The organism is Laspinema palackyanum D2c (assembly GCF_025370875.1).
Lineage (GTDB): Bacteria > Cyanobacteriota > Cyanobacteriia > Cyanobacteriales > Laspinemataceae > Laspinema > Laspinema palackyanum.
This window is the reverse complement of record NZ_JAMXFD010000018.1, coordinates 34,896-59,487: the sequence shown is the minus strand read 5'-3', so window position 1 is coordinate 59,487 and position 24,592 is coordinate 34,896. Positions and strand designations below refer to the sequence as shown.

17 protein-coding genes and 1 pseudogene are annotated in these 24,592 nt (G+C 47.1%); 6 read left to right on the top strand and 12 right to left on the bottom strand.

The window, feature by feature from the left end; translation table 11 throughout:
• Positions 1–162 precede the first annotated feature (162 nt).
• The gene (locus NG795_RS19310; protein ID WP_367290277.1) at positions 163–771 is read right to left on the bottom strand and encodes a DUF3318 domain-containing protein; all 609 of its coding nucleotides are present in this window, start codon (positions 769–771) and stop codon (positions 163–165) included.
• 191 nt (positions 772–962) lie between these two features.
• Between NG795_RS19310 and NG795_RS19305 the strand changes: the two genes are divergently transcribed.
• Complete coding sequence (locus NG795_RS19305) at positions 963–1,256, top strand: hypothetical protein (RefSeq protein WP_367290319.1); 294 nt, start codon at positions 963–965, stop codon at positions 1,254–1,256.
• A gap of 57 nt (positions 1,257–1,313) precedes the next feature.
• Here the strand turns inward: NG795_RS19305 and NG795_RS19300 are convergent, their stop codons facing one another.
• Positions 1,314–5,060 carry an EAL domain-containing protein gene (locus NG795_RS19300; RefSeq protein WP_367290276.1) on the bottom strand — a complete coding sequence of 1,249 codons (3,747 nt, stop codon included), beginning with the start codon at positions 5,058–5,060 and terminating at the stop codon, positions 1,314–1,316.
• 997 nt (positions 5,061–6,057) lie between these two features.
• Here NG795_RS19300 and NG795_RS19295 point away from each other — a divergent pair.
• Together NG795_RS19295 and NG795_RS19290 are read left to right on the top strand one after the other, a co-directional pair.
• A complete protein-coding gene (locus tag NG795_RS19295) occupies positions 6,058–7,644 on the top strand; it encodes a type I restriction-modification system subunit M (protein WP_367290275.1) in 1,587 nt (528 codons plus the stop codon).
• A 99-nt stretch (positions 7,645–7,743) separates the two neighbouring features.
• Positions 7,744–9,009 (top strand): restriction endonuclease subunit S, encoded by a 1,266-nt coding sequence (locus NG795_RS19290; RefSeq protein ID WP_367290274.1) that lies wholly within the window; start codon positions 7,744–7,746, stop codon positions 9,007–9,009.
• Between the two features lie 252 nt (positions 9,010–9,261).
• On the opposite strand, the gene NG795_RS19285 is transcribed toward NG795_RS19290, so the two are convergent.
• Complete coding sequence (locus NG795_RS19285; protein WP_367290273.1) at positions 9,262–10,458, bottom strand: ATP-binding protein; 1,197 nt, start codon at positions 10,456–10,458, stop codon at positions 9,262–9,264.
• Positions 10,459–11,231: 773 nt separating this feature from the next.
• Here NG795_RS19285 and NG795_RS19280 point away from each other — a divergent pair.
• Together NG795_RS19280 and NG795_RS19275 are read left to right on the top strand one after the other, a co-directional pair.
• Positions 11,232–11,958, top strand: a pseudogene (locus tag NG795_RS19280) (Uma2 family endonuclease).
• 442 nt (positions 11,959–12,400) lie between these two features.
• Positions 12,401–13,078, top strand: coding sequence for a SanA/YdcF family protein (locus NG795_RS19275; RefSeq protein WP_367290272.1), 678 nt, complete (start codon positions 12,401–12,403; stop codon positions 13,076–13,078).
• 438 nt (positions 13,079–13,516) lie between these two features.
• Here the strand turns inward: NG795_RS19275 and NG795_RS19270 are convergent, their stop codons facing one another.
• The 6 genes from NG795_RS19270 to NG795_RS19245 all read right to left on the bottom strand — a co-directional run bounded on the left by NG795_RS19270 (position 13,517) and on the right by NG795_RS19245 (position 18,655).
• Positions 13,517–13,702 (bottom strand): hypothetical protein, encoded by a 186-nt coding sequence (locus NG795_RS19270; protein ID WP_367290271.1) that lies wholly within the window; start codon positions 13,700–13,702, stop codon positions 13,517–13,519.
• A 201-nt stretch (positions 13,703–13,903) separates the two neighbouring features.
• Entirely contained in the window at positions 13,904–16,912 is a 3,009-nt protein-coding gene (locus NG795_RS19265) for an ATP-binding protein (protein WP_367290270.1), read from the bottom strand.
• A 253-nt stretch (positions 16,913–17,165) separates the two neighbouring features.
• Positions 17,166–17,642, bottom strand: a complete 477-nt coding sequence (locus tag NG795_RS19260; protein ID WP_367290269.1) for a transposase family protein — start codon at positions 17,640–17,642, stop codon at positions 17,166–17,168.
• 42 nt (positions 17,643–17,684) lie between these two features.
• A complete protein-coding gene (locus tag NG795_RS19255; protein ID WP_367290268.1) occupies positions 17,685–18,023 on the bottom strand; it encodes a hypothetical protein in 339 nt (112 codons plus the stop codon).
• A 9-nt stretch (positions 18,024–18,032) separates the two neighbouring features.
• Entirely contained in the window at positions 18,033–18,185 is a 153-nt protein-coding gene (locus tag NG795_RS19250) for a hypothetical protein (protein WP_367290267.1), read from the bottom strand.
• Between the two features lie 2 nt (positions 18,186–18,187).
• The gene (locus NG795_RS19245) at positions 18,188–18,655 is read right to left on the bottom strand and encodes a hypothetical protein (RefSeq protein WP_367290266.1); all 468 of its coding nucleotides are present in this window, start codon (positions 18,653–18,655) and stop codon (positions 18,188–18,190) included.
• A gap of 803 nt (positions 18,656–19,458) precedes the next feature.
• Between NG795_RS19245 and NG795_RS19240 the strand changes: the two genes are divergently transcribed.
• The gene (locus NG795_RS19240; RefSeq protein WP_367290265.1) at positions 19,459–19,836 is read left to right on the top strand and encodes a Mo-dependent nitrogenase C-terminal domain-containing protein; all 378 of its coding nucleotides are present in this window, start codon (positions 19,459–19,461) and stop codon (positions 19,834–19,836) included.
• Positions 19,837–19,881: 45 nt separating this feature from the next.
• On the opposite strand, the gene NG795_RS19235 is transcribed toward NG795_RS19240, so the two are convergent.
• From NG795_RS19235 to hetZ, 3 genes are all read right to left on the bottom strand, one after another.
• Positions 19,882–22,170, bottom strand: a complete 2,289-nt coding sequence (locus NG795_RS19235) for a transglutaminase TgpA family protein (protein WP_367290264.1) — start codon at positions 22,168–22,170, stop codon at positions 19,882–19,884.
• An 89-nt stretch (positions 22,171–22,259) separates the two neighbouring features.
• Positions 22,260–23,405, bottom strand: a complete 1,146-nt coding sequence (locus tag NG795_RS19230; RefSeq protein WP_367290263.1) for a hypothetical protein — start codon at positions 23,403–23,405, stop codon at positions 22,260–22,262.
• Between the two features lie 11 nt (positions 23,406–23,416).
• Positions 23,417–24,586 carry a heterocyst differentiation protein HetZ gene (hetZ, locus tag NG795_RS19225; RefSeq protein ID WP_436836067.1) on the bottom strand — a complete coding sequence of 390 codons (1,170 nt, stop codon included), beginning with the start codon at positions 24,584–24,586 and terminating at the stop codon, positions 23,417–23,419.
• Positions 24,587–24,592 lie beyond the last annotated feature (6 nt).

Below are 24,592 nucleotides of genomic sequence, written 5' to 3'. Positions count from 1 at the left end.
AACAAAGTAAACGCTTACAGGGACAAAGAAACCGGGTTTCTGGCCTAATTTTGTGGCCCATTGCTACAGAGATGGTGAAGAAACCCGGTTTCTAACTTTTGCCCGGACAAGAAACCGGGTTCCTCGCCCGCTACCTTGATGGTTTATCCTTCGTTCTTTCCCCTATTCTCGAATCCCCTCTTCAGGAATGCCGACGGTGGAAAGTCCGGCGATCGCCCGTAAGTTTTGGATGCGAATCAGTTCCATAAAATCTAACCCGGGTCTTCCTTCGAGGGTGGCAACAGTTTCGATCGCACTCAACAAATGTCTAGCCGCTTCCGGTTCGTTATAGCCTCTTCTCAGGGCAATTTGAATCGCCGCTTGATCCGCCTCTATTTCGCGATCGCTGCGGTGGGTGCTTCGCCAAATTTGAGCGCCTGCCAGGGCCGTTAACCCTCCAGCAGTAACCACTCCTACGGCATCTCCTTCCACGAGTTCAACCAGAGTGCCTAACAATCCAGCAATCACCACCCCTTGATATAAGTCCGGTTTAAACCATTTCACCCCCAATAACCAGCTCACGGTTCTCAGAAGTAACAAATCTCTTTGGGGTCTGGATAATTTACGCCAGAGGTCAAAGTTAATATAAATCGGTCGTTCCCTGGCCCAAGGCAGGGGAAAGGAACTCTCGATCGCCGTGGATTGTTGCGGTTTATTGACAATTTTGCACAGCATCCGACCCGATGCAGGCATCAAGTCCAATAATCGGAAAATTTCGGGTGATGGATCCATGATAGACAGATTCGGGTTGAGAGTAGGGATAGTTAGAGTTTGGGAGAACTCGCAAAGAAACGCCCAGAGCGTCCTACAATAGAATACGATAGTGCGATTCGTTCCTCCTTTGGAGTGGGTTGGGACAAAACCAGCCCTTCGAGGGAATATTAGGGCAGCTATCGGCCATTTTAATGAGTGAAGTTGAAGACATGGAAGCTTTTGAGCCAATTCCACCGGAATGGACAACGAAGGCAGTTCACGCTCACGAGTTCGACTGCCCTTCTTGCCATGCGACCTCGATGCAGGCGCAACGGGTTTGGATTAACCGGCGATCGCCGGTTTATACCGAAAACCACCGTCGCAAGTGGCAGGAGTTTTATGAGTGTGGGAACTGCGGTTGTGTTTGGTGGGCCTGGAGTAGCGATCGCCCCCCTTCTGAGTTGGGCGATCGCCAGGTCCCTCCCCGAGACGATTTCCCCTCGTCTCTTGATGATTTATTTTAATCCTTGACAAATGTCAGGTTTTGTGATATGAAACCCCGGGAAAAATGGGGAAGAGAGTTACCACCGAGGGGATTTTTCTAGCAATTTTTGGGCTGCCACCGAGTCCAACCCTCGGGAGAAAAAATACCCCTGTCCATAATCGCAGTGCAAGGACCAAAGCTGTACTAAATGTTGCTCTTTTTCCACCCCTTCGGCGGTGACGTACATCCCGAGATTATGGGCGAGGGTGGCGATCGCCCGGACAATTTCCGAACTTTCATTATCCCCCTCCATTCCCATCACAAATGATTTATCAATTTTCAAGGTATTAATGGGAAATTGCGCCAAATGAGACAAGGAAGAATATCCGGTGCCAAAATCATCAATGCACAAATGAATATTGCGCGCCCTCAATTTTTCCAGTAACTTCGCGGCTAATGCTGCATTTTCCATTAACACACTTTCAGTAATTTCTAACTTTAAACTACTCGGGTCCAGATGGGTTTCTTCTAAAATGCGATCGATGCGATCTAATAAATCCGGTTGTCCCAACTGCTGCCCCGATAAATTAACACTAATACTCAACGGTTCTGGCGTCTTAAACTGCTCATGCCACTGTTGCATTTGCAAACAAGCTTCCCGCAACACCCATTCCCCTAAGGGTAAAATCAACCCCGTTTCTTCCGCCACCGGGATAAATTCCCCGGGATACACTAACCCGCGTTCCGGATGTTGCCAGCGCACTAAGGCTTCAAATCCTGAGAGGAGCCCCGTATCTAATGCCACAATCGGTTGATAATGGAGCAGGAATTCCGCTGGTTCTAAACAGGGCTGACTATCTGTTTTTTCTTCTAAACTCGAAGCATAGGGAATGACTGAACTAGAGGCAGGTTTGGTGATATCTTTCCCGAGAAATTCTGAGGTGGGTGTCGGAGTGGGGAGAGGCAGTTCACCATTTTTGAGAATAGAGCGCCGCAAATCATTTTCTAAGTTTAATTGAGCTACGGCATTTTCCAACATTGTGCTGTCAAACACTTCATATCGCGCTTTGCCTCGGGCTTTGGCACGATACATCGCAATATCCGCATCCCGGAGTAAATCTTCGGGACGCTCATATCCCGGTTTGCTGGGGGCGATGCCCATACTTGCCGAGGTAAAGACTTCATAACCCTTCAGATTAAAGGGAGAAATCAGCGCAGTTTGGATCTTTTCAGCCAAGGTGCTTGCCGCTGTAATATTTGGGATATGTTCGACTAAAATGGTAAATTCATCTCCCCCAAACCGAGCTAGAATGTCACCGGAACCCACGCAGTTTTGCAGGCGTTTTGCCAAAGCAACGAGCAGGCAATCCCCAATAAAATGCCCTAAACTGTCATTGACCACTTTAAATCGATCTAAATCTAAAAAAATCACCGCAAACTGATAATCGGGTTGAATTTTTGCCCGAGTTAGGGCAGAAGTGAGGCGATTTAGGAAAAAAGCCCGGTTTGGCAACCCCGTGAGACTATCATGGAGGGCTTCATGACGTAAGGTATCTTGGGCATTCTGGCGATCGGTGATGTCCATAACGTGAATATGCACAATATTCAGGGAAGGAATCGGATGATACAACCAATAAAATAGCCGATCCTGGACGAAACGTTCCACCTGCCACCCGGATTTTCCCTGCTTGAGGGAGGTGATGACCAGTTCCCGATGATTCCTGGGTAAAAAGCCGGTTGCCAGTCCCAGGCGTAATTCTTCTAATACTCGTTCGGTGGCAGGATTGACGTAGAGAATTTCTCCTTGAAAATCGCAGGCGAGGACGGGATTGGGGTTATATTTGGGAAAGGCAGCCAGACGGATATTGGCTTCTTCTGTGGCTTTGCGATCGCTGATGTCGGTTTGAGAACCCGCCATGCGATAGGGGTTTCCCTCGCGATCACGCACTGCCAGACCCCGAGACAGCATCCAGCGATACTGTCCCTCGACATCTAAAATCCGATGTTCACTTTTGAAGTGAGGGGTAACTCCAGCCAGATGATCGGCGATCGCCTGTTTCAGCGCATCGATATCATCCGCATGAACTCGGCTAAACCACTCTTCTGGATGGTAAACCAAGTCATGCTCAGAAATCTTCTCCCCCTGAGCAATCTGATACCCCAACAGCGATTTCCAACGGGGGGAAAAATACACCCGGTTGGTGATCAAATTCCAATCCCACAGTCCATCATTCGCCCCCGCTACGGCTAAAGCATACCGTTCTTCACTCTCACACAAAGCCCGTTCTCGGTTCTGGCGATCGATCGCCGCCGCTAAAACATTGGCGATCGCCTGTAGAAAGTGCAAATCCTCTAAATCAAACTGATGGCGTTCCGTACTATAAGCCGCCAAAACCCCATAAGGTCCCGTTTGTCCATGTACCAGCACTGTAATCCCACTCACAATACCGCGTTCTAACAAAAAGGGCGAGGGAGTGAAACGGGTTTCCTCTTGGAAATTCAGGCATAAAATCGGTTGATTTACCAATAAGGTATAACCCTCTTGGGATTCTGTATTTACCGTTAGGGTTACCGACCCGATCGCATCTTGACAACATCCCCCACCGGCTTTTAATGCAAATTCCTGGCGATCGCTTAACAATTCCCACAAGCAACAACAATCGCTATCGAGGGTATGCAGAACTTCTTCCGCTGCTTCTTCAATCAGGCTCATCACCTCCATCCCCGCCAGTGCCCACTGTCCTAATCCGGCAATCACCGCACTTTCCCGAGCATGGGCGGCTAATAGTCGTTCCGTGCGCTTCCGTTCTTGCAGTTCCCGTTCCAAAGATGTCATATTCGCTTGCAACTGCTGTTCTAATTGATCAGCATGAATGAGAATCGGACGAGTGAGGGGGTATAACAAAAGGGCGATTACTCCCGTGCCTAAGAGTAATAAGACCACCGTAACCGCCACTAACCACTGCATCTGCTGAATACCTGCCTCTACATGAGTGGAGGAAAGTTGTACCAACACCACCCAGTTGCTACTGGGAATCGGAGCAACTGCCACCGCTTCGGAACCGGGAAAACGGGTGTTCAGGAATCGGACAGTCCGTTGGTGAGTCATGTTCTCGTTCTGCAATCCCAAAAGCCGCATATTCGGTCCCAGGGGCATCAAACCGGCTTCATCGGTATAAGCGAGGAACGGCAGCAGGCGATCGCTCCGCCCATTATTGACTCGTGCTAAGGCAATTTCTAGGGATTGACCTGTAGGGATAAACTCCTGTAAAACTCTTTCGATTTCCGAGACGGTGAATAAGAATAAATCAGTCCCCTGGGGTTCTGGGGATGGCGGGTTAACTCGGGCTACAGTGACGAGCAAATAAGAGGAGTTGCCGACTTGCACCGGCTGGAAGGAGATTTTTTCAGGGGTATCCGCCGCCGATTCCGACCCCAAGGCCCGGGGAATCTCCATCCCTAACTGTACCATCACCTCACCCTGGCGATCGCGCCGAGTCATCCCCACTATTTTTGGGGCTTGTTGGAGGACATCCACCAACAGGGGGGAACTCAACTGTAACCCCTGGGTTAAATCACCCCCAAGGGATTGATTCGATGTTTCAAGGGTGTTGTCCCGGGAAATCTGTTGCGCGATCGCCGCCACCTGCCAGAAATACTGCTCTAGGGCTTGACTTTTCGTTTGGGCTGCTAAAAGGACCTGTTGGTGCCGGTCCTGGTTGAGATGATGAGAAAGGAACCCGATACTGACGATCGAAATAATTGCACCGATGCAGAGCATCCCCAATGCCGTATAAACCACCAGCGATCGTCGTAACCGTCCCGATAGGTTGCCATTTGCCACTGTTAATGCCCACCGTTGGAAAAGCAAGTGAATCTAAAGCCTCTTTCTCACCATAACCCTATCTATCCCCTTTAGTAAACCCTGGTTGCCCGGGTTTGTCTGCATCGTTTGGGATTTTCCACAACAGAATTTAGGATTGTCCGACCCAATGGACGAGAGTCCAGGAGCCAAGAGTTCTCAACTTCTTCAGGGGAAACGGCCAATGGCAGTCTCACCCCTAGCTTCGTCATAGAAAATCCTCAAAGATTGCGCCGCCAAAAGCAAGTCTACCTTACCCGCTGGTTACCCGGATTAGGAGTAATTATGGCTACCATTTGCCCACTTAATCGAGGCGATCGGCCTTTTTCCTCATTTTTTGACCCCTGTCTTGCATCCGCCCCGGTTATACCCCATCCAGTTGGTCAGGCCCGTTTACTCTTAGCCTTCACCGGCAAAGCTTTTTCCCTGTAGCTGAATTCTTTTCTCACTTCGAGTAAAGTCTGAAAGAAAATCTCGCCTAAATTTGGGGAACCAAGAGGGAGTGCGGATTAAGTACCTAGGGGCGATTTATGAATCTCTCCTCCATCCGGGGGCTGTGACTATTCAAACTCAAACTAAAGTAGTATCATTTGTCGCAACAGATGCCCACTACTAGCTCTAACTACCTTGAGCGGTTAGAGGGGGGATTTGAAGGGTCCCCTGGAGTTGGCCCCTGTGAATCCGCTGGCCCACTTTACTCATCCAGGATCAAGACACAGAAGGGACTGATAATGCGCTAATTCTATGAACAGTCAAACCTAATCCTATACTGACTCCAGCCTTCGGGAAATGAGCCCGCCCAGGAGAGGCTTTGTCGGGATAGCCCCATTCTCAAGGGGACCCGGGTTCTTTGTTGAAAAAATTATTAGTCTCGGGGCCACAATTACCATACAATAAAAGTTATGTCAATACCCTAGGGAGGTAAGTCTCCAAGGTCTCTGCTCTCAAATACCGTTCACAGATAGGGGAAAACTCACCGATGCCAGACTACTATCAACTTGAAAAACGCCTATGGGACGCGGCGGATCAATTGCGTGCCAATTCCAAACTCAAACCGTCGGAATATTCCCTGCCGGTACTGGGATTAATTTTCCTGCGCTATGCTGACTATAAGTTTACCCAAGCCCTACAGCGCTATCACACAAGCGATCGCCCGGTAGCGGAACGGGAACGGGAACGGGTGTTATCCATTCCCCTCCAGGCGCGGTTTGAGTCTCTGCTGAATCGACCCCCCGAAGCCAACCTCGGGGAAGAACTCAATAGTGCGATGCGGGCGATCGAAGCGGAAAACCCCGCATTGAAAAACATCCTCCCCAAAACTTACCACCGTCTCAGTAACGAGATCCTCCGGCAACTGCTGACAGACTTTCATACCATCGCTTTGGATATCGAAGGTGATGCCTTTGGGCGAATTTATGAATACTTCCTCAGCAATTTTGCCATGAGTGAAGGACAAAAAGGGGGTGAATTTTTTACCCCGACCTCTTTAGTCAAACTGATTGTTGAAATTATCGAACCCTATCACGGACGAATTTTTGACCCGGCTTGCGGCAGTGGGGGGATGTTTGTTCAAAGTGCCTCCTTCGTAGAAAAACGGCAGAAAAATCCTAGCACTGACATCGGAATTTATGGACAAGAGAAAATTGCAGATAATGTGCGACTTTGCTTGATGAACCTGGCAATCCACGGACTCACCGGAGATATTCGCCAAAGCAATACCTATTATGAAGATATCCATGATTGTGTGGGTAAATTCGATTTTGTTATGGCCAATCCGCCCTTTAATGTAGACAAAGTAGACAAAGAAAAAATCAAAAACGACCCCCGATTTCCGTTGGGATTACCTCGGGTTGATAATGCCAACTATTTGTGGATTCAATTATTTTATAGCGCCTTAAATGCCAAGGGGCGGGCGGGTTTTGTGATGGCAAATTCCCCCAGTGATGCTCGCGGACTGGAGTTGGAAATTCGCAAAAAACTGATTCATGAGGGGGTTTTAGAGGCGATCGTCGCTGTGGGTTCTCACTTTTTCTATACGGTAGGCTTACCCTGTACACTCTGGTTCTTCGATCGCGCCAAAGTAAATAACCCCCGCAAAGATAAAGTGCTATTTATCGATGCTCGTCAATTCTATCAACACGTTTACCGTTCCCACCGCCAATTTAGCGATGAACAAATTCAATTTTTAGGGAATATTGTCCGAATGTATCGCGGACAATCCGTTGAATCGGTGGCAACTTTACCGGAACATACTCGGTACAATCCTGCGGTCCCTGCTTACGGGACTTTACCCAATTGGGAGGAAACCTTTCCTAACAATATCTATCGCGATGTTCCCGGTTTGTGCCGAATCGCCCTGATTTCAGAAATTGCTGAACAGTCTTATAGCTTGAATCCGGGACGGTATGTGGGTATCGCCCCCCAACCTGAAGACGATGTTAATTTTCAGGATAAATTACAAGAACTCCATGACGAATTTGAGATGCTCACCGTCGAGGCGAGAGAACTAGAAGGGCGAATTTCTAAAACGATTGAGCGCTTTTTAAAGGTGAAGGGAAATGAATGAAGGATTAAACCACTTTAGGACTTCCTCATTCCTCCCCTTTTTCCAGGATGGCGGACTGCTTACTTCTAAAGTCTGGTACTATACTGGCCAGTTAAAACCGTGACACAAGGAAACAATTGGACGCAAAAACAGATTGGCGAAGTTTGCCTGATTGGAGATGGTACCCATGCCAAAATTAAAAGGCAAGAAGAGGGTATTATGTATTTAACCGCCAAAAATATTAAACCGGGCCAGTTAAAACTTTCCAAGGTGGACCGGATATCCGAAACAGATTTTGACCGCTATTTTTGTAAAAATACCCAATCAATTCGCAAGCCCGAAGCCGGGGATATCTTATTTGGGATCATTGGTAGCATTGGAGAACCCTATTTAGTTAAATCCGATGACTTATTTGGGATTTCTAGTAGTCTAGCTATTTTAAGACCTAATCCTAGCATTCTCTGGCCTCCTTATCTTTATTACTGGGTAAAAGGTCCGATTTTTCAAAATGCGTTACAGGCCAGAAAGGCGGGGGTTGTTCAATGTTATATCAGTTTAAACACCCTAAAAAGAATGCCGATCGCCTATCCAGATTTGGGTAGGCAACAGAAAATAGCAGCCATTATGAGGGATTATGATGACTTGATTTCTAACAACCAACGGCGGATTAAGATACTCGAACAGATGGCGCAAAGTATCTATCAGGAGTGGTTTACGAAATGGCGAATTCCTAATGTGGAATGGCGGGAGGCAACGCCGGAAGAACAACAAGTGACCGGCCAGGAATTGTTTCCGGTGGGATGGGCGATCGCACCGATTGGGGAGGCGATCGAAACCCTCAGCGGCGATACCCCAGCAAAGAAAAAACCCGAATATTGGGCCAATGGAACATTAGTCTGGTACAGAACCACGGATTTAACCACAGCGGGAACGATGTTTATTTCCGGTTCTACTCACAAAATTACCGAGGTGGGGCAACAGGGCAGTAAAATTCGCACATTCCCCCCGTATTCGGTGATGATGACATCTCGGGCCACCATTGGGGTTGTCGCAATTAATACCACCACGGCTTGTACCAACCAAGGATTTATTACTTGTATCCCCAATGAGCGGTTATCGGCTTACTATTTATATTTTTGGATTAAGGAAAACCGCGATCGCATTTTTAACCTGGCATCAGGATTAATGTACCGCGAAATCAATCTCGGCTGGTTTCGACAATTACCGATCGCCATTCCTGACTCCGCAACCCACCATCAGTTTATCGAAACCCTCGACCCCCTCTGTGAGCAAATCCAAACCTTACAAGCCAAAACAACTAACCTCAAGTTAACTCGGGAGTTACTCTTGAGTAAATTACTCTCCGGCGAAATTGATGTTGAGTAGACAACAGGTCAAGGGAGACCCTGGGTTTTCAGGGTGAAACAGAGGGTGAGTAAACTCCGGGAAAATTCAAGAGGTTCCGGGAGCAATTTAGAGCAGAAAAAAAGGATAACATCTATTTTTTTGGAATAGATATTGTCCTTCTTTTCTTTCCTATCCATAAATTAGCCTATTTTATAGGCTTTCCAAAACTATTCATCCCCAAAAACCCTCCTTCATATTAGCGAATATTTATAATAAATTACTGACTGTATTTTATGGCTGATCGGGCTTGATTTCACGGGGGAAAATAATGATAAATTCCGACCCTTCACCGAGTTTAGAAACAACTTGAATTTCTCCTTGGAGAAGTTCAACAAGCTGGGAGACAATAGTCAATCCTAAGCCGGTACTGCCCTCAGCTTGTTGAGAAACCCGGTGGGCCACGCGGGAAAAGGGCTGAAAAATTCGCTTTATATTTTCTGGAGCAATTCCGATTCCAGTATCCCTAATACCCAGCAACCATTTGTCATCAGGAAGGCTTTCACAGATAACCGTAATCGAACCCGTTTCAGTGTAGCGGACTGCATTACTCAGCAGATTGATTAAAATCTGCTGCAAGCGAGACAGATCCGTAATCACCTGCTCGGGAGCGAGATCGTTGCTTATGATAATTGATAATTCTTTAGCTTCAGCCAGGGGTTCAATGGTTTCTAGGGTAGCCGCAATTACAGAAATGAGGTCGATTTTAATCAATTTTAATTGAGTCTTTCCCGCATCAACCTGAGATATTTCTAGGGAATTATTTACGAGTTGTAGCAATTGTCGGGAAGCCCGCAGGACTCGCTCAATTCTCTCAATCGTGATGGAATCTTCTTCGGTTCTCGATTGTTGCTGACGCAGGATCATTTGGGAATAAGCCATGATTGAATTTAAAGGGGTTTTGAGTTCATGGGCCAGTTGGGAAAAACTTTCTTGGCTCAGACTAAGCAACCGGGTTAATTCTTCATTATTCTGGGTAATTTGCTGCTGAAGATTTTCTAGCTTTCGGGTCCGCTCTTCTACAAATTGATGAAAGCAATAAGCACTTGCTTGGTCTATGACCGCATCGATAATCCGAAAGGCTCGATAAGATTCCATCTTGGGTAATTCCAGCAGTTCATCTTTTAAAATAGAAAAAACTACCTGGCGCAGAAGTCGATATTCCCGGGCAATTTCGGCGGCATCATAGCCATGCTCAAACCGATTGATTCCATGTTCTAAACTCGCTTGGGCCACTATTTCAAAATCATCTTCCTCTGATTCATTTAAAGCCGTTGTCATCGCTTCCAAAACTTCCGGAATTAAATTGGTCAGAGCGGGTTCAGACAATTTTTTGGAATTTTCAATTTTAGTATCTAAACGGACTTTTATTTTCCATTGCTTAAGGATTTCGTCTATTTTACTGGCAAAAGATTGGCGGATCGTTTCCATAAAAGCTCAGTTAATGGGTATCATCATAGAGAGGACAGTTTAGGGATGATAAACGGGAGGATTGGAGTCAGAATAGTTGAGGTAAGCCAGACAAATTTAGCAAGGGGGTTGGGGGGCGATCGCCAGGATAGCGATTGCTGGGATAATCATTGTACTGTTTAGCGTGTTATTGAAGTGCCATAGACGGAATATCGCTGATTAGTTTACAGGATATTGACCACTATGGCATAGTTTACAGCCCGATCACGTCAAACGGGTTCCCTAGGGCTGCTCAACCGGCAAAGCCCCACCCCTGAGAAATCGGCAGGTTAGGAATCACCCTCAAAGTCCTCATGATCAATATCCGGCAATCATCAACCGCTACTGAGGGTCCTAACCACTCCCCCTACAGCAGGCATCACCCCACGGTTTGTCCAAATTGCTCCCGTTGCATTTTGAAGGAATAAACCTCTCAATCTTACTCCCCGATTCACCTCGCTTTCAGGGTGATGAAATGGAGCAAACCATAAGTTTTAAGTGAATTGTCTTCTTTAACCTTCAATGATTTGTCCCCCCTAAGTCAGCCAGCTACTCAGACTATTTTAAGAGTTTTGACTAAACTCTATCCGAGAAAGGAAGCGCTGACTGGATTGAATTCAAACCCAAGAATGGCCACATTTTACAGGGGTTAGAGTCTTAAGGATTGGAAGCGATCGCCGTCTTCCTCTTCCCCGGTTAGTTTATCCAAAAATCTGCTAAACTAGAGCAAAACAACCATGAACGGGGAAACCAATATGGTACAGAGTCAAACCTCAGAGATTCCTATCTTTCCCCCAGGCGATTTATGGAGTAAGGAGCCGCCACTGGAAAGTTATCGACACCTTAAACAATTGCTGCTGCTTCTCGCCTGTTTAGAGCGGTTTTGGAAAAATCGTCATGATTTTTTTGTGGCGGCAAACATGAGCGTCTATTACAGTACCCGCCAGCGCAAATCGGAAGAGATGCGCGGACCCGATTTTTTCGTAGTTTTAAACACGGAACGCCGCGAGCGAAAAAGTTTGGTGATTTGGGAAGAAGACGGAAAATATCCGAACTTTATTATGGAGGTTCTCTCCGATAGTATGGCTCACACGGATCGCGCCTTAAAAAAAACAGGTTTACCAAGATGTCTGGCGCACTCCCGATTATTTTTGGTTTGACCCCTATACGTTAGAGTTCCAGGGATTTCACCTGATGAACTGGGAATATCAAGCCCTTCAACCCAATGAGCAAGGATGGCTTTGGAGTGAACAATTGCAGCTTTATTTAGGAATTTTAGAGGAAAATCTGCGGTTTTTTACCTCGGAAGGGGAACTGGTTCTGACACCAGAGGAAGCGGAAGCCGAAGCTTTATTGGCGGTGGATACCGAACGGGCTCGTGCTCAGGAGGCGATCGCCCAAATTGATACCGAACGTCAGCGCAGCACTCTCGTGCGGCAAAAACTGCAAGAACTGGGCATCAATCCCGATGAGATTGCTTAATATTTGTTTAGGTTAAAGGTTCCGAAATCCTCTGTCTTCCGGAATCTTTAACCCACTTTAATCAGCTAATATGAATTGCCGATTCTGCTAAAAAATTTATCAACCAGTAATTATGATAAAACAATGGAAACTAATAAGGGTATTCCAACAAATAAATCATCCGAACGTTCGTAGTGACTCCTTCACCGAGTCCTCTTTAAAGAAACCCCTGAAGGGGGGACGTTGAACGTTTTGCGGGTTTTATTTGTTGGAGTTCCCTAAATATATTTTTTGGGCTTTCTCCAAATTTATCAAATATTTTTGAATCAAAATTTACGCAGTTTTGGAAAGTTCCCCATAAAATGTAGAGGTGATCCGCGAATTACCTCGGGGTTTTAAAACAATTATTCTTAAAAGTCGTGTATCATGTATCGGTGAATATATTTCTGGTTCAAGAAGTAAAATGGAATCTGTAAAGGTGATTATGGATTTTATGAACTGGCCTGTTTTACTGTTGGTTTTGGGTCTGACGATGGTCGTCATTCCCTTGGGATTGAATGTCTATGTTTATGCCGTGACTTATGCCGATCGCTATCGAGAAATAGAACAAGTTCCCCCGCAACCGATCGCCATTGTTTTTGGGGCGGGAGTTTGGGATGATGGGAGTCCCACCCCGATGTTAGCCGATCGCGTTCAAGCGGCGATCGACTTGTATAAACTGGGTCGCGTTCAGAAAATTTTGATGACGGGGGACAACTTCCGTCCTGATTATAATGAAGTTAAAGCGATGTCATCTTATGCAGAACAACAGGGAGTTCCCGTCAGCGATATTCTCCTCGATCGCGCCGGATTGAGCACCTATGATAGTTGTTACCGGGCTCACTCCCTCTTTGGCATTCACCAGGCCGTTTTAATTACCCAACGTTATCATCTCCCTCGCGCCGTTTACACGGGTCGCAAAATGGGAATTCAGTCAGTCGGTTTGGGAACTCCGGATTGGGGAATTTTCCGCAACGATTCCATGACTTACTATACCTTCCGGGAATTTATAGCCGTCATCAAAGCATTATGGCAGGTCCAGGTTACTCGACCTCAACCAACAGTGATCGGTCCTTTTGATGGAGGCAAATCACAGGAATAATACTAAATCAGGGTATGAAAAGTCATTTTTATAGAGTAACCCGCGCAGTTTTATACGGAATTCCGTTGTGATAGGTCTTTAAAAATGAGTAGGCCCTTCGACTCTTCGACCCTTCGACCCTTCGGCAGGCTCTGAGCTGGGCGAAGCCTGTCCTGAGCCAGTCGAAGCCTGTCCAGAGCTCCGTCGAAGCCTGTCCTGAGCTCCGTCGAAGGGGGGGAGTCGAAGGGCCTACTTTTAACTACAAGAGTAAAATAGGTTTTTTACAACCGGATTTGGTATTAACCAAAAAAACCGCGATTAACCCATTGCGTTAATCGCGTCTTTACCAAATCTAATTTCTGGATGAATTAAGTCTTTTAATAATACCGAACTGGAATTCCGAGGTTTCTTAAAAACTCCAGCATCGAAACCCTGAATTTTTCTGGAGTAAATAAAAAATTACGGATTTTTCTCATCCAGTAGCCCTACCTGAGACCACAGCAGCTTGACCATCAGCGCTTTAGCAATGGCATTCAATTCTTCCCCTGATTCGGACTCATCTCGGCCTAAGTTTGATTCTGGATCCCTGGGGGAGGAGGATTCATCGTTGTGGTTGTCAACTTTGGGTAAATCTTCTGGGTTCATGCTGCCTTTACCTGCGAGGAACAAGTGGGATATCTATTCTTACTATAAATCCATTTGTTTATCTTCTGTCAACTCCCGGGTAAATCGGCTCCCTCCTGGCCGAAAACGACCCTAAATCGTTAATTTGCTCTAAATTCACAGAACAGGGGTCAGCGGGTCCTTGATGTTCGCCTCCTTCCATGTTTGAGAGGGGCTTAGGCCTCACTCATTTTGTTCACTTTGTTCAAGTTGGTCATTCAGTCCAAGTTCTTGGAGGGCTACTTTCGTTTCATCCTGCTTTTGCTCAGAAACTTCCCCCTCGATCGCCACTTCTATTTTTACCGTGAGTTTAACCGCTTTGTCACTGGCAAATTTACTCAGAACTCGCGTATAGAAATTCATCCATTTCTGAGGTGCAATTTCACCCGTCCACTTCAACCCTTTAGGTTGTAAGGGTGGGATTTCTGTGTCATCGGCGACTTGATAAGATATCCCCTTCTCTTTCGCACTAACAGTCTGAGATACTTTGACAGAAAATTCCCCGATCGCCTGGATTGTTCCTGCCGTTGCCGTCACCGTGAAGTTGCCCTCATCTGCCCCTGCTGTGAGAACCCCATCCGGTGCGATCGCCCCGCCTGTCGCCGTCCATTGGATGTCATCGATCGCAATGTCTTGGTTATACTGATCTCGTCCCCGGACTGTAAACGTTTGCTTCTTACCCGGTTCCAGTTGCACTCTAGGAGGTGAAATGACCAACTTGTTCAATTTCGGGGGGTCCGTAATCCGTTGCAGGTAGGCGGACGCCTCTTCTGCTTTCAGGATAAACATATCTTCAGAAATCTCAATTTGGCTGCCCGCTAAATCCGTTTTGAACTCAAACGGTTGATAGTGATCCCCCGAAGTTTTGCCCAGATAAGCCAGAGTACCATCTTTCACCCCCCGTGCGATCGCCTCCTTAACCGCATCTGCCTTCAGCAATCGGGGGAAGAGGGGAGAAGCAAAAAACGCATCCCGAACCGATTGGGTACTCCACTCGGAGAAGGCACCGGACCAATTACGCACCAGGAATCGCGGACTCACCGTCTCTGAAACCTCCCCATCTAGGCGCAAACGGTTGAGAATCAACTCCACCGGAGATTGGGCTGCACTCGAAGTCACCAAGCCCAAATTCACCACCCGCACCCTATTATCTTTACCCAACAGCGCCAGATATTTATAAGCGCGCCATACCGATTCCCCCAAATCGCGCTGGGCTTTTTTGAGGTTTTCCGAGAGGTGCTTTTTCTGCGCGTCGTCTAACTCCTGTTCCTGATCCCGGATATCTTCCCAAGCTAACACCTTGCGGGCTTCTTCTCGCAACTGTACCTCCGAGTCGGCGATCGCAAACAGTAGCGCACTCTTGAAGGTCCTAGATGAAGCCCCGGATTCTCGAATCATCCCCTCGATTAAAGTGAGGGTATTGTCCTCCGAATGCGGGTGTCCCGGTGCCATCACCGCTAAAGTTAGCACCGCTTGGTTGGGGATATGGTTCGGTTGTTCGGGAAAATGAATCACCTGAATCCCTTGGCTGGGGGTAAACATGGTCTCAATTTCCTTGTGCACTCGCTCATCAATGCGGCTGCCCTGGACATTCGCCCGACGGTCTGCTAAAATTTTGTTGAGGTTGGGATACAAAGTGAACCGATATTTCGTTTGGGCAACGGTCAGGTAATAGCACTCGCTGCTTAACGATTCCAAAACCGTTTCTATATTACCGATATCCACATTGGGTTCCCCCACAGCCAGTCGAATTTCTGGAACTGTTGCCTCGGTGCGAGTACAGCCGCCATTGGACTCGAAAAAAATCGCCGTGGTTACCTTGCGATGCAGCCGATATTTTTTAATCTCTTCACTCGCTTCTGCATCCAGGCGAAGGGCATGGGCGTCTTTTTTGCCGCAAATATCCGTAGTCACCGCCCCTTCTAGGCGATTTTCCCCCAGTTGCTCAAATACCGCTGGGCGAAATAAGGGATTGTCCAAAGGTGCGGTTCCCAAGCCAATCAGGGCGTCCCGATGGTTACCTTGATACCCTTCCTGATAGGCGATCGACACCCACAAGGCTAACAGCCGCAAAACCCCCCGGGTGCGTTGAAATCGCGGTAAAGCCTGCCATTTGCGCTCGAATACCGAGAGTAGGGCCGGATGGAAGGGGTAAGTCGCTTTAAAGGCTTCGCGAGCACTATCAATGGGAAACCAACTGGGTAACTGCTGGCGGTATTCTGCCACCCAATCGGCGTAATGATTGCAGGTTGTATCGGCATCTTTGGGTAGCATGATTTTACCGTCAGGGGTGACGGCGTTGGTAGTCCATTCAAATAAGCGGCGACGGATAATTTCCGAGGTTTCGGATTCCGCCGACATCATAATCGCTTTCCCGACGCGATCGAGCATTTTCTTAAAGCGCTGTTCGTCCGCTTCGTCCGCTGCGGTGTATTCCATTTCCGACGCCGGGATAGAGACGACCAAAACGACATTTTTCTCACCTCGTGCGGTTTCGGACAAGGCTTGAATGAAGTTATAAAGGCGATCGCCATAGCCTCTGTTGCGATAAGTGCTGGCATAGTTGATAATTTCATCCAGCAAAATTAGGCAAGCTTTATCTTTCGGCAGAAACTTGCGGATCACATCTCCTTTCGGTTCGATAAACTGCTGTTCATGCTCTGCTACAATCTGAAAAGCCGCTTCCCCGCCTAACTGATAGGCGAGTTCACCCCAAGGAGTTTTCCTCCGGGGAGTACCGTCATCGCCACCGCGCCCGGTGATGGAGTCAAATTCGGTACCCACAAATACCGCCACTGCCGCCTCCGGAACCGAACTCACTCCCCCTTGGCTTAATATTTTATGAACTCCTGACCAGCGATTGGCCGCAGCGCCATGTTTCGCCAAGTGATAGAGCAAAGTCAAGGCGTGAGTTTTGCCCCCTCCGAATTGCGTGCAGAGGTTGAAAATCGCTGAGGTTTGGGTGGTTTCGCCCGAGAGTCTGCGGACGACTTGGGCGGCGAGTTCGGTTAAGTATTTGGTGAGATAGGTGCGCTCAAAAAACCGTTCCGGTTCCTGATAGTCTGCCGGGGCGCGGTTGTCTCGCACTTGGTCAAGATGCACCGCGAATCCAGCCGCATCTAAAGGCTTGCCCTCGCGCAAGTCTTCCCGGGGAATCAGTCCTTCTATTTTGTACCCGGGTTTGAGTGCCATACCTATCTCTTGTTAAACAATAGACATCTCCAAAATTCCCAAAATATTACCTGGCAATGATTCTAGGATGAGCGGTTACTTTTCATCTGCATTTAATATTTAGGAGAATGTAGGGGGTTGAGGAGATTTAAGTTGAAAATAACCAAATGATCCTCGCTCATTAGTCGGTATATGCAGTTGACAACCTTTAAAGTTTAGTTGGGTAAAATTAAGGCTCATCTTCGCCATCTTACCAAACCACATAACGGGGAAATTACCAACTTATAATTTGAGCGTATAAGCCTAAATCTTTCGGCAGCAATCTGAATTTTTTTAGGTTTCCAATTAAATGTTCTACAAAAATTTGGTTAGCTGAACAGATTTTATTTTCCTCTTTCTGTTCGAGACTTAGTTCTTGATTTTTAGGTTTCTTATGAAGAGTAGACATTTGGAATCCTCCGACATAAGCCTTGTGCCCTTTAATTTTTTGATTGGGGTCAAACTTATTTTGCTGTTCTCTAAATATTTTAATATCACTAATCGGGCCTTTTTCTCCAATTTTTACATCCACAATATCTTCTCCTTTAGCAATAACAATTAATTGATTTTTTAGTGTGTGTTTTTTCTTTTTTCGTGAGAAATATTCTTTTTGCTCTTGGTTGTCAGTAGGCCGTTCTATGGGCTGTTCCGTGCTATCTACTGTTAACTCATGAAGAGTGAGTATTTCTTTCACTACTTCTTGGTCTCCCACTTTTTTTGACCTGTTGTAAAATACTGGGGGGTAATAATTCATTTAAAATTGGCAGGCAATACTGAAAGATGGTGTTAGCTGTAGATTCCCAAACTCCAAATTGAACTCCCAGATACAGGAAGGATATTGGTAAAGATACACAAAAGATAGAAGAATTTGTTCTTGAATCAATAACGTGATTTTCCGGCCTGCCCTTTTGACATTCTTGGTAGTTTTTAACCGCTCAGTCTCTGCTTTTTTTTGGAGGTGTACAATGTCCGCTTCCCTCCATAAATCTTGTAACTGCTCATAAGTTATTCCTATAAGCATCAGGGTTAAATCGGGGTGTTCTTCAATATATTTTAGAATGCCGCTCATGGCATGACAAAAAATAAAAGTCACTTTTACTTATTATAGTATGGGTTGTAATTTTTGGAGATTTCTAATATAGAGGACCTGTCTTCTGAGTCCGATATGAAAATTATCCCCGGGAGATGGCGATCGCGATCGCCATCTCCCGGGGATAGACGAGACTCCGGCAAATTTACCGGAAATATTACCCACTATTATCTAAACAGAGTTAATTCCACCTGCCAGTTTTTCTGCTCAAACTGCTTGTGAGAATAGGAGAATTCTTCCCCACCTTCTAGCTTAATAATATAGTCATGAAGTTCGGGGATATTTTCTACAACCAGCGGAAATTTACAGGTCATTTTAGAAAACCCAGCTTGTAAAGGTTGCGGAGTCCCTACCCCTAAAGTCCCCGTGGCGATCGGCTGGCGATCGCTATTTTGAATCAGAACTTCCGTCCCAGGATGGAGATATCTTTCTTGACTCTGAATACAAGGGTCTCCAGGTTCCGTAAACAGTATTTCTACATAACCCGTTAATTTCCCAGGTTGTGACTGGATTGATTCTCCTGGGTTCATCACATTTTTGGGACCCGGTGTAGAAAGAGGTATGAACCCGACTAAAAGTCCCCCTACCGCAAAAACTCCCACCGTTCGTAAAATAGACAAGTTAACCGTCTTCATAAAGTTGGCATTGATAGCTTTTTGTTTTGATGTTAATAAACAGATGCCTTTTTGGGAAATTTTTTCCTAAATCTAATCCAGCCTCTGAAGGCATTACAGGGCTGTGGGCTTGGTCATCAATTCAGTCAGGCCTCTATTTTTTATCTTCCGTGATTTCCTTAATTTTTTCATCTTTCTCAGGGGGGATTTTATAAAAAATATCGGCCATTTCTTGAGAGTCTAGCGGCTCTAAATCCTTCTGAACTTAAAGAGTCCTCTGGAATAAATCTTTTAACCCCCTCTTCTGAAGGGAGGTTAGGGGGAGCAAATCGGTACTTTGGAAGAGGTCTAGTGGTTATAAATGTTTGGCTTTTAAAATTAACCACAATATTTCTTCATAAATTTCCTAAGCTAAACCCCATTGATTGAGATTAAATTTAGGTTAAATTAACCTAAATTTGTCTCCTAAAAATAGGTTTTTTTGGGGGTTATAGAAATTGGGTTTTTAGCGCTTTTTTTCGATTTAGACGAGTTCCGGGAGTTAGTCTAGGGCAAAAAAGCCGAAATCAAAGCGATCGCGATCACTACTCAACCGTGATAGGGATTATTCATCCTGGTGATAGGAGTCCGTTCCATTTTCAAAAAAACTGGAGAAGATCTAAAGAGTAGAACCTCAAAGCCGAATCCGACCGCCCCCTTGGGAAACCTAAACCCCTTGTGGAGCAGTCAATAGATTGAGAGCCATCCGGGTTGGCCCGATAAGAGGCTGTAATGTCCATGCAAGTGCTGACTTAGCACCCGCTCGTAACAACAGAGGAAACCAGATGAATGTATTAGATTATACCATACAGCATCTAATTCGCATGACTTGGATAGAGCTTTCTGAAAAAGCGACCCCACAAAGCGATCTCTCTAAGGTTCAAAATCGTTCACACCGGCAATTTTTCCAGCCCTTAGGTCCACTCAAGCAGTGGCTTGATCGCCTAGAAATTCGCGATCGCCAAATGGCTCATAACTTGTGTAAACTCATTCCCTCTCAATGTCCCTTTGAACGGGATATCAAAATCTGTGGTCGCGTCTTATTTCACATTCCGCCCTTATGTAAACTCAACCCATTTTATGAGCAGTTTGTAGGGCTACGCTTCCGCGCATTATGTTATTTAGCCGATGAATGTGGTGAGGACGTCACCGTCTACTGTTAAACAACATCCGTTTTTTCGCCCTCACTTATCTCAACCCAACCCGTCCTACTTTCGGCGGAGTTGCGATCGCTTTTTCAACCCTTTTAACCGTTCCTGGAGAACAGCAAGATTCGGTTCACTGCCCCCATAACGCCAACTCACATAAGCGTGAGAAATCTCATCGACTGCGGATGAGTCAGTCTCGGGTTGATGTTGGTGCAACTCTCGCGCATACTCGAACGGGGTTTGTGCCGGATGTTTGCGATATCCTTGGCGTCCTAACGTATCCAGCATTTGCTGATACAGTCGTTCCACTGGGGGCATTTTTGCCAAGAACCGACGATAGCGCCACTGTCGGAAACCGTCCCAAGCTAACCAAACGAGAAATGCCAAACCCGTCAGTAAGATGGAACCGGCCAAGAGTCCCACCCAGCCTCGGCTAAACAGCCGCAATAGCCAGACAATACTCCCCACCAGCCAACCGCCGAGGATAGAAAACACCGCTTGCAGAAATCCCGTCACCGGAGAAGGTAGCCACCCTGCAACCCATCGCCACAACATCCGCAACACGCTAAAGGGCTGATATTCTTGAATGGATGGGGGAATGATTTCATGACCGGGAATCGGGTCAAAGGCAAACCACCCATATTCGGGAAAATAGACCTCCGTCATGGCATAGGCGTCAGTATTACGAACCACATAGAGTCCGGTAAAGGGATTAAACTCTCCCGGTGCAAACCCCACGACTAACCGGGAGGGAATCCCAATAGAACGCAACATCACGGTATAGACGGTGGAGAAGTGGTCCGGATAGCCCCCCTGTTGCTGGAACAGAAAGGTCTCAACCAAATCATCCTCGGGTCCTAAAAAAGGCAGACCAAAGGGGTCGTTGGGAATGCTGTAGTTTTGTTTGAGATATTGAGCCAGGTAGAGGGCTTGTTCATAAGGAGAGGTTACCGGATTGGGTGCCCCTGCTAAAATTTCCTCCGTCTGTTGGCGCACGCGATCGCTGATTTCTGGAGGGACTTGCAGGTAAGAATTGCGAATCGCCTGGGAATAGGTTGTGGGGGCTTGAGAAAGGGCGCTGCGATCGCGATAGGGGACTTCTGAAATCACCGTGTAAGTCAGTCCTTCCACCAAACCCAAGGGCGATCGCAGACTGCCTTCGGTATCGAAGGTTACCTGGTCCGTTGGAAAATAAAGCGATTTCGGCTCATATAGGGCCGGAATAATATTCGGTAAATCCGAAACTGCCGTATAGCTTTGAACGATTTCCTGAGTTCTCCCCAGTCGGGTCCGGTCAATGGGAACATTAAATTGATAGGACCAACTGGGACGGCGTAGGGTGGTCGCCTCTTCATTGCGACCGATTTCCCAACCTTGGCCGGTATAGCGGTCAAACGCCAAGACGCGCCAAAATCCCTCCGCTTGCGATCGCACCCGCATCACGACTTTGGGTGTCATTTCGCCCCGGAGATTTTGGTTCATCCGGTTATTGAACCCATAATAAAAGGTTTCATCAATCTCTCCAGGTCCATCAGTGCCATCCCCCCCGGTGCCATCTCCTTCGCCGTTGTCATAGCCCGGATTGACAATTTGACGGCCATCTAAATCTCCGGGAATTTCAATGGGAGAACTCACGGGAAAGGTTTGTAATTGATAGCCGGGAAAGCGCGGCATCACAGCAAAAATCACCAGTCCGATCGCCAGAACCAGACTAAACAGGAAACCGTAAAAACCTAGTTGAGAATAGTTGATTTTCTTTTTTTTCCGGGGTCCGGTGGGACGTTTCTCCGGTTTCAGTCCCAAGCGCGATCGATAATCGAAGACCAACGTCGGCAAGGCGATCGCCAAAAAGATTAATAATAACGGCGCAAAAGCTAAGGTTTGGCTGACAGTTCCCGCTACCCCCAACAGGATCAATCCGATCACCATCGAATAGCCCAAATCCGAGCGCCGAGGGAGGTCAAAACTATGGAGAACCTGAACTTGAATCAGCAGTTCAGCCAGAACCACACGGGTATCGTTGAGTGCCTCAATTAAGCGCCCAAAAAAAGCACCGAGGGCGACGAGCATCCCAATCGCCAGCAAAAATTTAACGGCAATATTGCGATCGCGGCGGCGATACCAACTCCAGGTGGCTCCCAGAATGCTCAAGGGGACTGCCCAAAGGCTCATCGTCGTCCCTGCCGCCACATCCGTTGCAATAATCCCGACGATTACAAGGGCCTGCACCAGCACCCGCAGGATCGCCGAGTCCTCCGGAGTCGGAGGTTTGCTCGCCTCGATTTGCTGTCGGATCCTCCGCCAGATGGGAATAAGGGACAGATGCCGAATCCCTGACGAGTTAAACATAGTGATGAAGGATAAAAGAGCAAAAGAGTGTCTTTCTTCCTTCCTAATTTACTCTATAGAGCGAATGAATGCTGCCGTTGCCGGTTCTACTAGGAGAGACGGACAACAAAGGTCAGGGCGTTATGGTATTCGTTATGGAAGCGGACTTCTAATACATAGGAGCAGTCTGGTTGTGGCTCAAACAGTTCAACGTGCAAACATCCGGCATTGGGACGAGAGGTGGTAGATTGAGCCTCACCGCCGCGCAGTTGCAAGGTCCCACCGGAAGGGAATTCGCCCCGAACTCTCAGACAGCCTAGAGATTGAGTTGGTTTAGAGGGGTCGTGATTTGGTTTCCCAACACATTCCACTCGAATGCTCAACATTCCGGCACTGGTGAGCCATTGTCGTTCCACTGGCCCTCCCGAGGCACTGACACTTAAGGTCAGGGTCCCCATAATTTCTCGGGCCGCCAGTAAGCAAAGCACCATTTGCTGATCCGCACTGGCCCCTTCGTAGGTGCGGGGAAAATCAACGGTTCCACTTGCCAGGGGATTAATCGCCTCTGCACTCGACCCTCGGGTTGGAGACATCGCCAGGGCCCATCCGGCTAACTGATGGAGTTGAGGACGGCGATCGGGAAATAATCCTTCTACAGCACGGACTAATTTAGCGCCATCTTGCAAAGAAGATTGGATCAAAACCCGGCATTCTTCTAAAAGTTGGGTGAGTACAGTCGCCGGGAGAGTAACAGGCAAACTCAACAAGGGCAACTGGGTCAACCAATCGAAAGCAGGAACTTTTTTCTCTTCCGGAAAATCTAAATAGTCAGGTTCATAATCCAACAGCTCATTTTCCCAGGGAAACAGGGGGGGATGATGTTGAATTTCAGTTTCCAGTCGGCGTTTCACAAGTGTGTAAAAACGGTCTTGCACGGCAGGTATCTCTCCTGGTTTAAGTGGTCGCTCTCCGTTGAGACTCACTCCCTCGTCCAGTTCGGTAAACCCTGCTTCCGATTCACCCTCGATTGAGGGCGATCGCTCGATTGATTCAAATGATTCAGAATCGAGAGGGTCTAAGTTATTCTGAGCTAAAGGGTTGTCTAAGTCTGCTTCCGGAGGTGTTTCCGGACTGGTTAGCTTTTCCATTTGCGGCATCGAGTCTGGCTGAGAGAGTTGGAACAGCCACCCGAGAATTCGCTCTTGAATAGCCTCTGAGTTGGCAAGGTTGTTAAAAACTTGCTCGTCCCTATCCATGTCTTACCCCCCTATTCATCTGTAGATGCATTATTTCCGGAATCGCGCTCGTTGCGAAGATGCCATGCGGCTTCTAGTAGTCTAAACCACCGTTTCTGCACTTGGTTCACTGTACATTCTAAGTCTTTGGCAATGTCTGAATCCTTCGCGCCTTGTTGCTTTAATTGGAGTAATTTCCGTTGTGGAGCTTCTAGGCTGTCTTGAAATTGTTGCCACCGTTCCGGGGTTAACCCTAAGTTTCGCTCTAAATCGGCTTCTAACCATTCATGGACCAGTTCCCAGCGGTGAGAGAGAGCAAATCGAATCAAATGATATTTAAAGCGCTGCTGTAAGTAATCCCGCTGCCTGGGAGTCACGCCTAAAATTTCTTCGATTTCATTGGTGGGTAAATCTTGCAATCGCAAAATAAAATAGTCCGCACAGTCGTTTTGTCCTCTCTCTTGCAAGTAAGCCAGCACTTCTTTGATGACGGTTTCGCGCAAGGAATCATCAGCAGGTTCTAGATCGCGATCGACCATCGCATTTCGCACTTGCTGCACCGAGGAGTCATTCCAGGTTTGGTCTGAGTCTAGGGATGACCCTTCAGCAGCCTGTTCCATATCGACGGTTGTTTCTGGCGGTTGCTGTTGGGAAAAGGTTTGTGCTCGCAAGATCAGCAGTTGTTGCGATCGCCCTCCCGATAGCGGAATCCGCCGTTTAGCATACCGTTCGGTAAATGCCATATATTCCGACAGTTCTAACAAGGTGGTTGGGGAAAAGGTTCCCTCCAGTTGCGCTTCTCGTCGAAAGGCATTTAAGGATTCCACATAAAATCCCTGCAGAAAATCTTCGATCAAGTTCAACCGAGCTTGATAACTCGACTGGATTTGAGGCGGCGTGATATAGCGATAAACCATCGCACTGAGGGTACTGTGTAATTCCACTCTCCCCCCTCGCGCCCCAAAATTATAATAAAAGAGACATTGCTGTAAGCGATGCCGAGATAAGGTCACTCTCCATTTTTCTTCTTCTCCTGATGCTTTAATTCTTTGACTTTCTTGGCAAATCCGGTTAACTTCTGCCGCAATGCGATCGGCGACTTCCCGGCATTTTTGGTCAGAAGAACGGGTATTTTGCTGGAGTTCTGTAAATAGAAGTTGAAAAATATCTTCTTCCACGCTCCCCTCGATTTTTCCCATCATGGTGGT